Origin of the sequence: Serinicoccus profundi (genome assembly GCF_008001015.1) — a bacterium.
GTDB lineage: Bacteria > Actinomycetota > Actinomycetes > Actinomycetales > Dermatophilaceae > Ornithinicoccus > Ornithinicoccus profundi.
Genome location: NZ_CP042862.1, coordinates 2,876,978 through 2,891,163, shown reverse-complemented (window position 1 = coordinate 2,891,163; position 14,186 = coordinate 2,876,978). Strand labels below are relative to the sequence as shown.

The 14,186-nt window shown below is 71.6% G+C and carries 18 protein-coding genes and 1 tRNA gene; 9 read left to right on the top strand and 10 right to left on the bottom strand.

Going from position 1 to position 14,186, the window contains the following annotated elements; genetic code table 11:
* Window positions 1-85 precede the first annotated feature (85 nt).
* Entirely contained in the window at window positions 86-1,492 is a 1,407-nt protein-coding gene (locus FA582_RS13455) for a sugar porter family MFS transporter (RefSeq protein WP_010149461.1), read from the top strand.
* Between the two features lie 179 nt (window positions 1,493-1,671).
* On the opposite strand, the gene FA582_RS13450 is transcribed toward FA582_RS13455, so the two are convergent.
* Window positions 1,672-2,562, bottom strand: coding sequence for an alpha/beta hydrolase (locus tag FA582_RS13450; protein WP_010149121.1), 891 nt, complete (start codon window positions 2,560-2,562; stop codon window positions 1,672-1,674).
* Window positions 2,563-2,786: 224 nt separating this feature from the next.
* On the bottom strand, window positions 2,787-3,356 hold the full coding sequence (gene def / locus FA582_RS13445; RefSeq protein ID WP_010149122.1) for a peptide deformylase: 570 nt from the start codon (window positions 3,354-3,356) through the stop codon (window positions 2,787-2,789).
* Between the two features lie 47 nt (window positions 3,357-3,403).
* Here def and FA582_RS13440 point away from each other — a divergent pair, with 47 nt between their 5' ends.
* Window positions 3,404-4,027 carry a YgjV family protein gene (locus FA582_RS13440; RefSeq protein WP_029541823.1) on the top strand — a complete coding sequence of 208 codons (624 nt, stop codon included), beginning with the start codon at window positions 3,404-3,406 and terminating at the stop codon, window positions 4,025-4,027.
* 92 nt (window positions 4,028-4,119) lie between these two features.
* Here FA582_RS13440 and FA582_RS13435 read toward each other — a convergent pair whose 3' ends face one another.
* The 4 genes from FA582_RS13435 to upp form a co-directional block, all read right to left on the bottom strand.
* Window positions 4,120-4,893 (bottom strand): PH domain-containing protein, encoded by a 774-nt coding sequence (locus tag FA582_RS13435; RefSeq protein WP_010149124.1) that lies wholly within the window; start codon window positions 4,891-4,893, stop codon window positions 4,120-4,122.
* A gap of 14 nt (window positions 4,894-4,907) precedes the next feature.
* A complete protein-coding gene (locus tag FA582_RS16570) occupies window positions 4,908-5,078 on the bottom strand; it encodes a hypothetical protein (protein WP_010149125.1) in 171 nt (56 codons plus the stop codon).
* 278 nt (window positions 5,079-5,356) lie between these two features.
* Window positions 5,357-6,550, bottom strand: coding sequence for a pyridoxal phosphate-dependent aminotransferase (locus tag FA582_RS13430; protein ID WP_147899842.1), 1,194 nt, complete (start codon window positions 6,548-6,550; stop codon window positions 5,357-5,359).
* A 26-nt stretch (window positions 6,551-6,576) separates the two neighbouring features.
* Window positions 6,577-7,215: a uracil phosphoribosyltransferase gene (upp, locus tag FA582_RS13425; protein WP_010149128.1), complete on the bottom strand. Its 639-nt coding sequence runs from the start codon at window positions 7,213-7,215 to the stop codon at window positions 6,577-6,579.
* Between the two features lie 17 nt (window positions 7,216-7,232).
* Here upp and FA582_RS13420 point away from each other — a divergent pair, with 17 nt between their 5' ends.
* From FA582_RS13420 to FA582_RS13395, 6 genes are all read left to right on the top strand, one after another.
* Entirely contained in the window at window positions 7,233-7,739 is a 507-nt protein-coding gene (locus tag FA582_RS13420; protein ID WP_010149129.1) for a nucleoside deaminase, read from the top strand.
* Window positions 7,740-7,787: 48 nt separating this feature from the next.
* A tRNA-Ser gene (locus FA582_RS13415) sits at window positions 7,788-7,874 on the top strand.
* 252 nt (window positions 7,875-8,126) lie between these two features.
* Window positions 8,127-8,414: an ArsR/SmtB family transcription factor gene (locus FA582_RS13410; RefSeq protein WP_337459790.1), complete on the top strand. Its 288-nt coding sequence runs from the start codon at window positions 8,127-8,129 to the stop codon at window positions 8,412-8,414.
* Window positions 8,411-9,532, top strand: a complete 1,122-nt coding sequence (arsB, locus tag FA582_RS13405; protein WP_147899841.1) for an ACR3 family arsenite efflux transporter — start codon at window positions 8,411-8,413, stop codon at window positions 9,530-9,532. Before FA582_RS13410 ends, arsB begins: the two co-directional genes overlap by 4 nt.
* A gap of 133 nt (window positions 9,533-9,665) precedes the next feature.
* Entirely contained in the window at window positions 9,666-9,926 is a 261-nt protein-coding gene (locus FA582_RS13400; protein ID WP_010149132.1) for a hypothetical protein, read from the top strand.
* On the top strand, window positions 9,923-10,108 hold the full coding sequence (locus FA582_RS13395) for a hypothetical protein (RefSeq protein ID WP_010149134.1): 186 nt from the start codon (window positions 9,923-9,925) through the stop codon (window positions 10,106-10,108). Before FA582_RS13400 ends, FA582_RS13395 begins: the two co-directional genes overlap by 4 nt.
* 29 nt (window positions 10,109-10,137) lie before the next feature.
* Here FA582_RS13395 and FA582_RS16645 read toward each other — a convergent pair whose 3' ends face one another.
* Complete coding sequence (locus FA582_RS16645; RefSeq protein ID WP_010149135.1) at window positions 10,138-10,560, bottom strand: DUF4190 domain-containing protein; 423 nt, start codon at window positions 10,558-10,560, stop codon at window positions 10,138-10,140.
* Window positions 10,561-10,704: 144 nt separating this feature from the next.
* On the opposite strand from FA582_RS16645, the gene FA582_RS13385 reads away from it, so the two are divergent.
* Window positions 10,705-12,645 carry a cell wall-binding repeat-containing protein gene (locus FA582_RS13385; protein WP_010149136.1) on the top strand — a complete coding sequence of 647 codons (1,941 nt, stop codon included), beginning with the start codon at window positions 10,705-10,707 and terminating at the stop codon, window positions 12,643-12,645.
* A gap of 93 nt (window positions 12,646-12,738) precedes the next feature.
* Here FA582_RS13385 and FA582_RS13380 read toward each other — a convergent pair whose 3' ends face one another.
* The 3 genes from FA582_RS13380 to FA582_RS13370 are packed head-to-tail and all read right to left on the bottom strand — an operon-like array spanning window position 12,739 to window position 14,174.
* The gene (locus FA582_RS13380) at window positions 12,739-13,119 is read right to left on the bottom strand and encodes a hypothetical protein (RefSeq protein WP_010149137.1); all 381 of its coding nucleotides are present in this window, start codon (window positions 13,117-13,119) and stop codon (window positions 12,739-12,741) included.
* 60 nt (window positions 13,120-13,179) lie between these two features.
* Window positions 13,180-13,659: an SRPBCC family protein gene (locus tag FA582_RS13375; protein WP_010149139.1), complete on the bottom strand. Its 480-nt coding sequence runs from the start codon at window positions 13,657-13,659 to the stop codon at window positions 13,180-13,182.
* On the bottom strand, window positions 13,656-14,174 hold the full coding sequence (locus tag FA582_RS13370; RefSeq protein ID WP_141567752.1) for a LytR C-terminal domain-containing protein: 519 nt from the start codon (window positions 14,172-14,174) through the stop codon (window positions 13,656-13,658). The genes FA582_RS13375 and FA582_RS13370 overlap by 4 nt, the downstream gene beginning before the upstream one ends.
* Between the last annotated feature and the right edge of the window lie 12 nt (window positions 14,175-14,186).

The following is a 14,186-nucleotide window of genomic DNA, read 5'->3' as shown; positions in this document are numbered from 1 at the left end:
GCCCTTCACATGGTGCTCAGGCGTCCGGACGTGCACACTGGGTCTTGTCGTTACGTCAATGTCGATGACCGGAAGGGTGGTGGACATGAGCGAGCAACCTCAGGTCCAGATCGGGGAGCGGGACTACTACCTCGGGAAGGCGGTCCTGCTGGCGTCGGTCGCCGCGCTGGGAGGCTTCCTCTTCGGCTTCGACACGGCGGTGATCAACGGCGCCGTCAACGCCATGCGCGAGGACTTCGACATGGGGTCCGGTCTCACCGGGTTCGTCGTCAGCTCGGCGCTCCTGGGCTGCGTCGTCGGTGCCTACCTCGCCGGACGGCTCGCGGAGCGGCTCGGTCGCATCCGCGTCATGATGCTCGCCTCGGCGATGTTCACCATCTCCGCCATCGGGTCGGGCTTCGCCTTCGGGCCGGTGGACATGATCTTCTGGCGCGTCGTCGGCGGCATCGGGGTCGGGGCCGCCTCGGTCATCGCGCCGGCCTACATCGCCGAGATCGCACCGGCCTCGATCCGCGGCCGTCTCGGCTCGTTGCAGCAGATGGCCATCGTCACCGGCATCTTCGTGGCCCTCCTCTCCGACTACTTCCTCGCGGGGGTGGCCGGTGGCTCCGCCGAGGCGCTGTGGGGCAGCACCGCCTGGCGGTGGATGTTCTGGGCCGAGGTCATCCCGGCCGTGGCCTACGGCGTCCTCGCGACGACCATCCCCGAGTCACCGCGCTACCTCGTGAGTCTCGGTCGCGTCGACGAGGCGCGCGAGGTGCTCGGGCGGGTCATGATGCGGGGCATCGGGGAGCGGATCAGCGAGATCCAGCGGACCGTCCGGCGCGAGGCCAAGGCGTCGCTCCAGGACCTCATGAAGTCCGGCGGCGGACTGCTCCCGATCGTCTGGATCGGCATCGGGCTGTCGGTCTTCCAGCAGTTCGTGGGGATCAACGTCATCTTCTACTACTCCTCGACGCTGTGGCAGGCGGTCGGCTTCACCGAGGAGGACGCGCTCACCCAGACCGTCATCACCTCGGTGACCAACATCGTCGTGACGATCGTGGCCATCGCGCTCATCGACAAGATCGGCCGGCGGGTGCTCCTGCTCATCGGGTCGGGCGGCATGTTCCTCACCCTCGGCACGATGGCCTGGATCTTCGCCAACGCCCCGGTGGTGGACGGCGGGCCGCAGCTCAGCGACTCCCAGGGTGTGGTGGCGCTCATCGCCGCCAACGGCTTCGTCGTCTTCTTCGGTATGTCGTGGGGCCCGGGTGTCTGGGTGCTGCTCGGCGAGATGTTCAACAACCGGATCCGGGCCACGGCGCTCGGCATCGCGGCCGCCGCGCAGTGGATGGCCAACTTCGTCATCTCCACGAGCTTCCCGGCCATGGCCGACCTGGGGCTGGGCTTCGCCTACGGCTTCTACACCCTGTGCGCGCTGCTGAGCCTCTTCTTCGTCATGAAGTTCGTGCCGGAGACCAACGGCCGCGAGCTGGAGGACATGGAGTAGGCGCGGACGAGGGACCCCACCGGGCGTCGCAGATGGTCGCTGTGGTCTCCACCGGGCGTCGCAGATGGTCGCTCTGGTCCCCACCGGGCGTCGCAGATGGTCGCTCTGGTCCCCACCGGGCGTCGCAGATGGTTGTTCTCCGCGCTCAGGTATGGCGCCACGCCGGCGGGGCGCGTCTGCTAGGTCAGCGGCGGGCTGATGCTGTCGAGGATCCCGACCACCCGGGCCCAGGCGTCGGTGGTGACGTCGATGAGGTCGAAGTGTCCGCCGGTGACCTCGACGAGCTCGGCCCGGGTGCCGGCGGCGCGGGCGGCCGCGACGTAGTCCTGCGACTGCTGGATCGGCACCTGCTCATCGTCCGCGGCGTGCAGCGCCCAGACGCTCGCGTCGATCGGCAGCTGCTGCGCCGGGTCGGCCGAGGCGAACCGAGGGTCCTCCGGGTCGAACCCCATCAGGTCGTCGACGGCGCCGGACCCGAGGCGCTCACGGTATGCCGAGGCCAGGTCCAGGACGCCCGCCTGGGAGAGCACGTGGGTGACCTCGACCCGGCCCGGCCACGCGCCACTGCGTAGTCGCCCGGCGGCCCAGGCGGCCAGGTGTCCACCGGCCGAGTGGCCGAGGGTCACCACTGGCCCGCCCGCGTCGACCAGCTCGAGGGCGGAGTGCACGTCGTCGAAGGTCTGGGGGAAGCCGCCGCCGTTGCCGACCCGGCGATACTCCACGTTGAGGGTCGTCCACCCGCGCTCCACGAGGTCGGCGGCCAGCGGCTCACCGAGCTCGGCGCCGTAGGCCTCGCGCCAGAAGCCGCCGTGGATGACCACGACGGTGCCCCGAGCCTCACCCTCAGGCCGCTGGAGCTCGGCCCACTGCGACGGGTCGTCGCCGTAGCTGATGCGCCCGGTGCGCCCCGCCGTCGGCGTCGCAGCGTCGGCCGGGTCCGCGCTCGGTCCCGCGGTGCCGGACGCGGCACCGTCGTCCCTGGTCCCGTTGCTGGGAGCGCACGCCGCGAGCGACAGCCCGCCGGTCAGCGCGAGCAGGGTGCGCCGGTCGAGAGCGGGGGGAGCAGGCATACCGCAGCCTAAGCCGGGACGAGCTGGGGTGCGGGAGCCGGCTCACGCGTCACTGCAGCCTCGCCGAGAGAGTTCTCCGGCACCCTGGGCAAGCCTGGTCCGCACGATGCACCATGGCCATGGTGTCGCGAGCAAACTCGCCTTGCTCAGGTTCGCGGACGTCAACGGGCGCTTGCTCAGGTGGGTCCGGCGGGTCCGGCGGGTCGGTGCCGAGGTGCTGAGGCTCAGACCTCGTCGGCCGTGGTGGCCGAGGGGTCCCACTTGACGATGCCGTCGGCCGCCCAGCCGCGGTCCTTGACCGCCTCGCGCGCCTCTGCCTTGACCGGGCCGGTGAGCTTGTCGACGTAGAGGTAGCCGTCGAGGTGGTCGGTCTCGTGCTGCAGGCAGCGGGCGAGCAGACCCTCCCCCTCGACGACGACCTCGTTGCCGTCGAGGTCGGTCCCGGTGACCCGGGCGCGGGGGTGGCGGGCCAGGGGGAACCACTCGCCCGGCACCGACAGGCACCCCTCGCCGTCCTCCTCCTGGTCCAGCGGGCTCGGCGTGCCGAGCCGCTCCAGGACCGGGTTCACGACGACGCCGCGCGCGTTGTCCTTCCCGGGGACAGGGCAGTCATACACGAAGAGACGTAGGCGCACCCCGACCTGGTTCGCCGCGAGGCCGACACCCTCAGCGGCCGCCATGGTGTCGAACATGTCGTCGACGAGGGTGCGCACCTCGTCGGTGATCTCGCGGACCTTCTTGGTCGGAGCATGGAGGGCCTTGTGGCCGATGACGGTGATGGGACGGACTGCCATAGGAGCAGATTCTAGGTATGCCGCGCCGCTGGCCCTACTCTGCCTCCATGAACTGGATCGAGGTGCTCGGGTGGGTCGGGTCCGCCATCCTGGTGGTCTCCCTGCTGCAGACGCGCGTCCTGCGGCTGCGCTGGATCAACCTGGTCGGCTGCATCGTGCTCATCGGCTACAACGCGGTCGTCGGCGTCTGGCCCATGGTGGGGCTCAACGTGGTCCTCGCGATCATCAACGTCGTGTACCTCTGGCGGATGCTGCGCACCCGGCACGATGCCGACGCCTACACCGTGCTGGAGGTCGAGCCGGACGACCGCTACCTCGGCCACGTGCTCGGCGTGCACGGCGAGGACATCGCGCGCTACAACCCGGGCTTCGCGCACGACCCGGCCGCCGAGCACTCGGCCTTCCTCGTGCTGCAGGGCGACGAGACGGTCGGCGTCGTGCTGGCGCGCGACGCGGGGGAGGGCACCGCCGAGATCGTGCTCGACTGGGTGACGCCCAAGCATCGGGACTTCTCGCCGGGGGAGTTCGTCTACCGCGAGTCGGGGTTGTTCGCCCGGCGCGGCTTCACACGTGTCCTCTCACCTGCGGGTATGCGCAGTCCCTACTACGAGCGGATCGGCTTCCGGCCGCAGGGGGAGAGGTTCGTGCTCGAGGTGCCCGCGGGGAGGTGAGGGTGCGCAGGCCGAGGGTGCGGTCGGTTGGGGGCGGGGCCCACTGAGGGTGCGGTCGGCCGAGGTCGGCGCCACCTCGCGCTGGCGAGCGGTCAGCGCAGCGGTGTCGGATCAGGGTCGACGGCCACCCGTCTCCGGCCCGAGCGGGCGGGCGCGGCGCGCCGCGGCTCCCCCTCCCACTCCCAGTCGGCCGGGAGCTCGCCGGGGTCGACCGGCTCCCAGTGCTGCCGGCGCTCGCCCTCGCGGGCCGGCGTCGCCCGGGGTTGCGGCCCGGTCCGGTCGCCTCCATGCCCCTGCGGGCCCCAGTCGTCGTCCTCGTCGTCCCACCGGTCGGCGTCCTCGCCTGGGTCGCGGACGTCGCGGCCGAAGATCGTCTCGCACATCGCCTGGTACTTCTCGTCCGGCTGCGGGATGTAGTCGATGTGGCTCAGCGCCTGGTCCTGGCCCGCGGACTCCATGACGAAGCGGCCGTAGCCGAGCATCCGTCCCAGGATGGTGCGGTCGTAGCTCATGTCGGTCACCTTGACCAGCGGCATCATCGCGACCCGTTGGGTGATGAGGCCGTAGGTCTTGAGCAGCCGACGGTCGGTCGCGATGAACCACTCGCACCGCCACTCCAGCACCTGCCAGCCGGCCCAGGCGCACACGACCGCGAAGACGCTCAGCGCCATACCGGTCGCGGCGGCGTCGGTCACCGACGCGGCGACCCACAGGGTGAGGAACAGGGCGCCGAGGACAGCCGCGGCCGGGCCGATGAGCTTGGCCCAGTGCCACCGGGTCGAGACGACGACCCGCTCGTCCGCCAGCAGGTAGCGTTTGGCGACGCGGCGGCTGATCTGCGGCGGTGGGGGCAGGTGTCCGGGCACGGGGACCCTCTGCGTCAGACTCCCATCAGCTGGTTGAAGAACCGGCCGATGTTGAGGAAGCCCTGCGAGATGATGTCCCAGACGGCGCGCACGATGTCGGCGGCGCGGTCGGGGTTGGTGATGATCGCGTAGATGATGAAGCCCCACAGCAGCCAGTGCAGGACCTTCTTGACCGTGGACGGCATGTCAGGTGCCTTTCGCTGGACAGGTGGACACGGGTCTGGTGTCAGTGTGGCAGATGTGGCGGGGTATGCCGAGCCTCACGCGGGGTGCGTGTCGCCGAGGCTGCGGGAGGGGATACTCCGGTGAGGATGGGCGCGCGTGCACGGATCCTCACCGCGCGCGGGCGACATCCCGGTGAGGATGGGTGCGCGTGTACGGATCCTCCCCGCGGAAGAGCCTCATTCCGGCGAGGATGGGTGCGCGTGCACGGATCCTCTCCGCCGACAGGGGCCCGGCGCTGTCAGGCCGGCGGGCGCAGGAGGGGCGAGGCGGCCATCCGGTCGAGCGCCTCGTCGACCTCCGCCGTCGACCCGGCGAAGCTCAGCCGGACCTTGCGGTGGCCCTCGACCGTGTCGAAGTCGACGCCGGGGGTCAGCGCCACCCCGCAGTCGGCCAGCAGGTCGGCGCACCACTGCACCGAGTCGTCGGTGAGGTGGCCGATGTCGCACCAGGCGTAGAACGCACCGTCCGGAGGGGCGTAGTCGCGCAGCCCGATCTCGGGCAGGCGACGGAGCAGGAGGTCGCGGGTCGCGGCATACCGCGCACGATGCCCGTCGAGCTCGGCCCGTGCACCCTCGCCGAGCGCCGCGATCGCCGCGTGCTGACCGATCGCCGGTGGGCAGATGTTGAGGTTGCCGGTGAGGATCTCGAGCGGTCGCCGTAGCGAGGGCGGCGCGAGGAGCCAGCCGACCCGCCACCCCGTCATGGAGAAATACTTGCTCACCGACCCCACGACGACGCTCTCCTGCGAGGTCGCCCAGGCGCTCGCGACCTCCCGGCCGTAGGTCAGCCCGTGGTAGATCTCGTCGCTGATGAGCAGGGTGCCGTGCTCCACGCACCAGGCGGTGAGCTCGGCCAGGACACGAGGGTCGACGACGGTCCCGGTGGGGTTGGCGGGCGAGGCCACGATCAGGCCGGCGGGGGGCTGCGGCAGGGCGTCGAGCATCTCGACCGTGGGCTGGAAGCGGGTGTCCGGGCCGCAGGCGAGCTCGACCACCTCGCACCCGAGGGCCGCGAGGCTGTTGCGGTATGCCGGGTAGCCGGGCCGCGTCATCGCCACCTGGTCGCCGGCGTCGAAGGCGGCCAGGAAGAGCGCGGTGAACGCGCCGGAGGAGCCGGGGAAGACGACGACGTCGTCGGGGTCGACCTCGATGCCCGCGGTGGCCCGGTGGTGCTCGGCGATCGCCTCCCGCAGCGGCAGGATCCCGGTCGACTCGGTGTAGCCGAGCACCTCACCCGCCATCGCCGCGACGGCCGCGTCCCGCGCGACCTGCGGCGCCGGGGTGGAGGGCTGGCCGGCGCAGAGCATGATGACGTCGCCGTGGCTGCGCTGCCGCCCGGCCGCCGCCTTGAGCACCTCCATGACGTGGAAGGGCTCGACCGCGGAGCGCGCCGAGACGCGCGCGGAGGGGGAGGAGGTCTGGTGCTGCGGCATACCGGATCCGGGGTCGGGGACCGACCTCAGACGACGCCGTAGAGCCGGTCGCCGGCGTCACCGAGCCCGGGCACGATGTAGCCCTGCTCGTTGAGCCGCTCGTCGATCGCCCCGGTGACCAGGGTGACCGGGGGCTCGACGTCGGCGAGCCCGGCCTGCATCCTCTCGATGCCCTCGGGCGCCGACAGCAGGGTGATGGCGGTGATGTCGTCGGCGCCGCGCTCGACGAGGTACTTGATCGCCGCGATGAGGGTGCCCCCGGTCGCGAGCATCGGGTCCAGGACGTAGCACTGGCGGGCGTCGAGGTCGTCGGGGAGCCGGTTGGCGTAGGTGTGCGCCTCCAGCGTCTCCTCGTTGCGCAGCATCCCGAGGAAGCCGACCTCGGCGGTCGGGAGCATGCGCATCATGCCGTCGAGCATGCCCAGCCCGGCGCGAAGGATCGGCACCACCAGCGGCTTCGGGGTGGCCAGGTGGATGCCCGTCGTCGCGGCGACCGGCGTCTCGATGTCGAAGGGGGCGATGCGCACCTCACGGGTGGCCTCGTAGGCCAGCAACGTCACCAGCTCGTCGGCGAGCCGGCGGAAGGTGGGCGTGTCGGTCCGCTTGTCGCGCAGGTAGGTCAGCTTGTGGGCGATGAGCGGGTGATCGGCAACGTGGACGCGCATACGCCAGACTCTAGGGCGTGACCGACGCACCCGACACCTCACCCGCACCCCGGAGCCAGGTCGGCTGGGGTGTGGAGAGGTATGACGCCTGGGTGCGCGAGGCGATCGCGCAGGCCAGGGCGGTGGGTGGGTCGGGGGACGTGCCGATCGGGGCGCTCGTCGTGGACGCCTCCGGCGAGGTGGTCGGCCGCGGGCACAACGTGCGTGAGGCCGGGCACGACCCGACCGGGCACGCGGAGGTGGTGGCCCTGCGCGAGGCGGGCGCCGCCCTCGGGTCCTGGAGACTCATGGGATGCTCCCTCGTCGTGACCCTGGAGCCATGCGCGATGTGCGCCGGGGCGGCCGTGCTCGCCCGCGTGGACCGGGTCGTCTTCGGTGCGTGGGACGACAAGGCGGGCGCGTGCGGGTCGGTGTGGGACCTGCCGCGCGACCGGCGGGCCCTGCACCGCGCCGAGGTCGTCGGAGGCGTCCTGGAGGAGGAGTGCGGGGCCCTCCTGACCGGCTTCTTCGCCGACCGTCGCTGACGGCGAAGATTTTGGGTCGGGCCCGGCTCGTCGGGTAACCTCGTCGGCGGTGGCGTGTCCGAGCGGCCTAAGGAGCACGCCTCGAAAGCGTGTGTGGGCGCAAGTCCACCGTGGGTTCAAATCCCACCGCCACCGCCCGTGATGCCTTCGGACATCAGAAGGGGCCGGACCTGCATCGTGCGGGTCCGGCCTTTTCGTCGTCGTGGGCCTGGTGGAGCGCCCGGGGAAGGTGGCGCAGTGATGCCACATATCGACATGTGTCAACATTGACGCATGTCGATATCTTCGTTGAGTGACTGCGCACCCTCGACGGCTGAGGGGCTGGCCTGCTGTGTCCCGTTGGCTCGTGAGCCCATCAGCGTCGAGCAGGCAGCCGGCGTGGTCGCGATGCTCAGGGCCATGGCTGAACCTGCCCGGTTGAGGCTGCTCTCGATCGTGCTGTCCCACGAGGGCGGTGAGGCATGCGTGTGCGACCTGCTGCCGCACTTCGACCTGTCCCAGCCGACCATCAGTCACCACCTCAAGGTCCTCCACGAGGCAGGCTTGCTGAACCGCGAGAAGCGCGGCACCTGGGTCTACTACATCGCCCGTCCCGAGGCGATGGCCGCGCTCGGGGCCCTGTTCGCCACCGGCAGCACCGTGAGTTCCGACGACATGGCGGGGGCACCGGCATGAGCGACGCCGTCCGTGACACGCCCACCGCCGGCGCCGACAGCCCGGTGCTCCAGCGGCTCTCGACCCTGGACCGGTTCCTCCCGGTGTGGATCGGGGTCGCGATGGTGGCCGGGCTCCTGCTCGGCCGGTTCGTCGAGGGCCTCGACGACGCGCTCGCCGCAGTGGAGATCGGCTCGGTCTCCCTGCCGATCGCCATCGGTCTGCTCGTGATGATGTACCCGGTCCTGGCCAAGGTCCGCTACGACGAGCTCGGCCACGTCACCAGCGACCGCCGTCTCCTGGTGACCTCGATCGCCCTGAACTGGGTCCTCGGCCCGGCGCTGATGTTCGCGCTGGCCTGGCTGCTGCTGCCCGACCTGCCGGAGTACCGCACCGGCCTCATCATCGTCGGCCTCGCCCGGTGCATCGCCATGGTGCTGATCTGGAACGACCTCGCGTGCGGCGACCGGGAGGCGGCCGCCATCCTGGTCGCCATTAACGCGATCTTCCAGATCCTGGCCTTCGCCGTCCTCGGCTACTTCTACCTCCAGGTCCTGCCCGGCTGGCTCGGACTCGACCAGACCGACCTCGACGTCTCCATGTGGAGCATCGCGAAGTCCGTGCTGGTCTTCCTCGGCATACCGCTCGCCGCCGGGTTCCTCACCCGCACCCTCGGCGAACGTGCCAGGGGCCGTGAATGGTACGAGAGCACCGTGCTGCCCCGCATCGGACCATGGGCGCTCTACGGACTGCTGTTCACCATCGTCCTGCTCTTCGCGCTCCAGGGCGACACCATCACCAGCCAGCCCCTCGACGTCGTCCGTATCGCCGTCCCGTTGCTGGTCTACTTCGCCCTCATGTGGGGCGGCTCCATGCTCCTGTCCAAGGCGCTGAGGTTCGACTACCAACGCGCGACCGCCATCTCCTTCACCGCAGCCGGGAACAACTTCGAGCTCGCCATCGCCGTGGCGATCGGCGTCTTCGGCGTCACCTTCGGCCAAGCCCTCGCCGGCGTCGTAGGACCGCTCATCGAGGTCCCCGTCCTCGTCGGGCTCGTCTACGTCAGCCTCTGGGCGCGCAGGTTCTTCCCCGACCGCGCAACCACGGAGCAGCCCGACACCCACCCCTCCCGAGGGTGACCCCTCAGGGGCGGCCGCTCCGTCATCGGGTCCGGCTGGTGCTCTCCAGGTGGGAACCGATCAACGTCTCCCGAGGTCGGAAGCCAGGCGAGCCGCTCACAGGACCGGCTCACGACAGAGAATGAGGTCTCCCATGATCACCCTTCGCCGCACCGCCCAGGTGGCTGCCGCCGCCGCGCTCATCGCGGGCTCGAGCCTCGTCGGCGTCACGAGCGCCTCCGCCCAGGCCAACTGCACCACGGTCGAGGGCGCGCGGATGTGCGCCAACGTCGTCTGGCCCGGTGGCAACACCTACTACGGGCGGGCGACCGTGACCGACGTGGACGGTGGACCCAACCTCAACGTCGCGGTCACCAACATCCGCTCCAGCACTACAACGGCAGCTCCTGGGTGACGGTCCGCGAGACCTACGACTACGACGGCTACTTCGGCGGCTCCGACACCGGGCAGACCACGGCCATCAACCCGTGCAACTACCGCAACCCGGTCTTGCGCACCGTCGCGTACGTGCAGTGGAACGGCGGTCAGTCCGGCGCCCGGACGATCTACAGCGGGGCGCACGGTCACACCTGCTGAAGCGCGGCGAGCCATCGGCTGCGCTCGGCTCAGAGGCTGACGATGCCCCAGATGATGATGGACACGAAGTAGATCGCGGTGAGCGCCAGGAAGCAGGTGCCGATGATCCCGAGGATGCGGGCAGCGGCGAGCTGGCTCCGGTTGGCGGCGGGATAGGGCGACTGGTCGATCTCCCGCAGCGCCGTCTGCGCGATGCCCCAGGCGATCGGGCCGAGCAGCGACAGACCGCACACCGACAGGATCCCGAGGACCAGGGCGGTCGTGCCGCGCGGGTGGACGGCGACGTCCGGCGCCCCCCAGGCGCCGGACGGGGCGGCATACGGGTTGCCCGTGGGTGCCGTCCGGCCCGGGGGCGGGGCGGGGCGTGTGTCCACCGTCGCCTGCGCGTAGGGGTCCTCCGGCTCGGACCCGCCACCGAACTGCGGCGGGGGAGGAGGCTCGAAGCGGTACATGCGACCGAGGCTACGCCCTCCTGTCGGGTCGGCCCCGGTAGCGCGACACATCCGTCTCAGCGCACTCACAGATTGCTCTAGCCCCAGCCGTCACGCCCGCGCTATGCTCCCGCCTTCCCTGCATGTCACAGAAGCGAGCCGTCGATGCCTCGTCGTCCCCTCCGCCGTGCCCTGACCCTGGCTCTCGCCGCCGGTCTGCTGGCCTCCCCCCTCGTCGCCGTCGCCGAGCCGCCCGCCTCGCGCGAGCCCGCCCCGGAGCCGCTCACGCTGTCCTCGCCCCCGGTCACCCAGCTGCGGTCGGTGTCCCCCGACGTCCCGTCGGCGGTCCGGGCCGCCGACCTGGCGGCCGCCGCTGAACGCGGTGCCGACTGGCTCGCGGCGCGGGCCGCTCGCGGTCAGCTCACGACGGACGAGCTCGCGCTCACGGTCATCGCGCTGGCCGCCGCGGGTCCCGAGCACGACGCCGACCGCCAGCGACTCACCACCCAGCTCGAGGGTCGGGCCGCCGCGGCGCGTTCGGACCCGCTCGCCCTCGGCCTCACGGCGATCGCGGCCGACGCCACCGGGCGCAACCCGCGCTCCTTCGGCCGGGTCGACCTCGTGCGGGCCCTGGAGGTCGAGCTCGCCGACGGCCACTGCGGTGAGGCGTGGGCCTTCGTCTCGGGTCTGTGCGTCATCGGTCTGGACCGCACAGGGGGCACCGTCCCGCAGGCTGCGATCGACTCCGTGGCCGCCGTCGCCGACCCGGTGACCGCCGGCATCATGGCCGGTGGCGGGGTCGAGGCCTGGGCCACGGCGATCACGCCCCAGGCGATGGCCGGCGTCGACGCGCGGGCCCGTGCGCGGGCGACCGGCCTCGGCGCCCGCGACTACCTCTACCTCTCCCGTGGCGAGGGTCGCGTCCTCGCCGAGGACCTACCGGTGGGCCTCAACGCGCTCGCCGAGCAGAGCTTCGCCATGGCCGGGACCTACCAGGACGCACCGGCGCGACGCGACGCCACGATGACCTGGCTGATGCAGCAGCAGCACGCCGACGGCGGGCTGCCGGAGTTCTACGAGCACGCCGACGGTGACGTGTGGGCCACGGCCCTCACGGTACTCACGTGGTCGGGGCGCTACCTCGCCACCGACGCCACCCGGCAGACCGGCTACTCGAGCCACTCCGTCGTCGAGCGGGTGAGCGGCGCCAACCGTTACGCCGTCGCGGCCAACATCGCCGCGTCGTGGACCGAGGGCACCAGCACCGTCATCGTCGTGTCCGGCCAGAACTTCCCGGACGCGTTGTCCGGCTCCGCCCTCGCCGGGCTCGTCGGCGGCCCCGTGCTGCTCACCAAGAAGGACAGCCTGCCGATCTCGACCTCACGCGCGCTCGAGGACCTGGACCCCAGCCAGGTCATCGTGCTCGGCGGCACCGGCGCGGTGACCAAGGGCGTGGCCGACGAGCTCCGGCGCTACGCCGACCGGGTCGACCGGGTGACCGGCACCGACCGGTATGCCGTGTCCGCGGCGGTCTCGGACTTCTGGGGCAGTCACCCCGGGACGGTCTACCTGGCCACCGGGCAGAACTGGCCCGACGGCCTGACGGGTGGCGCCGCTGCGGCCTACGGGCAGGACCTGCTCATGCTCACCAAGAAGGAGGAGGTGCCGGGCGCCGTCCTGCAGGGTCTGCGCGACCGCGCCCCCAGCCGCATCGTCGTCCTGGGCGGCACCGGTGCGGTCTCCTCCGACGTCATCGGGCAGCTGCGCGCCGAGCTCGACCCCCGGGGTACGGGGACTCCACGCATCGAGCGCATCGACGGCAAGGACCGGTATGCCGTGGCGGCGGGCGTCGCGAAGCGCATCCCTGCCACCGAGCCCCTCGCCTTCGTCGCGACGGGTCGCAACTGGCCGGACGCGCTCGCCGGTGGGGCGCTGGCCGGGCAGCTCTACGCCCCGTTGCTGCTCGTCCAGCCCACGACGGTGCCGACGACGACGCGGGAGACGCTCCAGCAGCGCCGACCGGACTACGTCGGTGCCTTCGGCGGCCCGGCGGCCGTCCTTCCGGCGGCGCTCAGCCAGGTGCGGCTGATCGACACCGACGGCTAGCAGCGACCGGGGTGACCGGGCGCGGGCCGCACCCGGGCTCCGGCCCTAGAGCGTGCCCGCCCCCACCTGGGCTCCCCGCTCCGGCGTGCGGGGTCAGAGGTCGAGGAGGAGCACGCCGAGCACGACCGCGACCATGGTGAGCGCCACGAAGGCCAGGAGCACGGTGGCGATCACCCCCATCACCTGGGCGGCCGCGAGCTGGCCCCGGTTGATGACCCTCACCGGCGCCGCATCCACCTCCTGCAACGCGCGTCGTGCCATCGCCCAGGCGAAGGGCCCGATCGGGGTGAAGACGGTCACGCTCAGCAGCCCGAGCACGAACGCGTGGGTGCCCCTGGGGTGGTGGTGACCGGGCGGCCCCCAGACTGTCGCGGGGTAGGACGGCGGGCGGTCCTGCGGCCGCCGACCCGCGAGGTCATCGGGGTTCCAGCCGCGGTGCTCGGTCAGCGACGTCGGTGGATCGAAGGTCTCCATGAGCCCGAACCTAGGAGAGGTCGGCGTCGCCCCGCAGAAGTTGTCCACAGGGTATGCCGTTCAGCGCGCGTCGATCTCCTGCGCGGCGGTGGCGATGTCGTCGAGCTCGGTGCGCAGCGCCTTCTCGGTGAGCTTGAGCCCGAGCGGGCCGACGACCCGCAGCGCCATCCGCTGCAGGGCGTTGGGGTCCAGCGTGCTCGCGCTGAAGTGCACCGACAGCCGGGTCGCGGCCCCCTCGTCGAGGGGCTCCAGGGTCATCACGGTGCGATAGGTCGTGTTGCCGGAGCGGGCCTCGGTCTCGGTGCGGCGCTCGGGGTCGCTGTCGACGACCCAGATCTCCTGGGTGTCCGAGGCGCCCATCATGCGGCGGGTCTCCCGCCAACCGGTGCCCACGGCATACGGGCCCGTGGTGATGAGGTGCAGGTTGGTGACCTGGGAGAGGCGCTCCTGCGCGTGCTCGAGGTCGGTGACGACCTCCCACACCGCGGCGGGGGAGGCCTCGACCCGGCGCTCGACCCGGGCCTCGTGGGTGCCGCTCACCCCTCGCCCCCGGTCTGCTCCGCAGTGTCGTGCGCGGGCAGGTCCTCCCACGCGTCGCCGAGGACGAGGTCCAGGGTGGCGTCATCGCGCTCGTCCTGGACCAGCTCGACCTCCTGCGGCAGGGCCTCCGCGAGCAGCTGCGCACCCTCCAGGCCGGTGGGCCCGTGGATGATCTGCCCGGGTCCCGGCACGTCGGCGCCGGAGTTGTCGACGCCGTCGACGGTGAAGCCACGCGCACCCAGCCCCTCACTGGCGCGGCCGGCGAGACCGGCGGTGCCGGTGGAGTTGAAGACGTTGACGACGACGTCCTCCGCCGCGAGCGTGGGCGTCGGGGCCTCGACCGTCGCGGCGACCTCGTCGGCCTCCCCGCCCATCCCGAACCAGCCCTGCATGCTGGCCATGGCCAGGACCAGGGCGAGGGCGAGCACGCCGAAGAGCGCCGCCATGACCATGGCGGCGCGGCGACGGGCCCGACGGGCGGCCGTCGACATACCGGCAGTGCGCACGTATCCCACGCAGAACGTCCT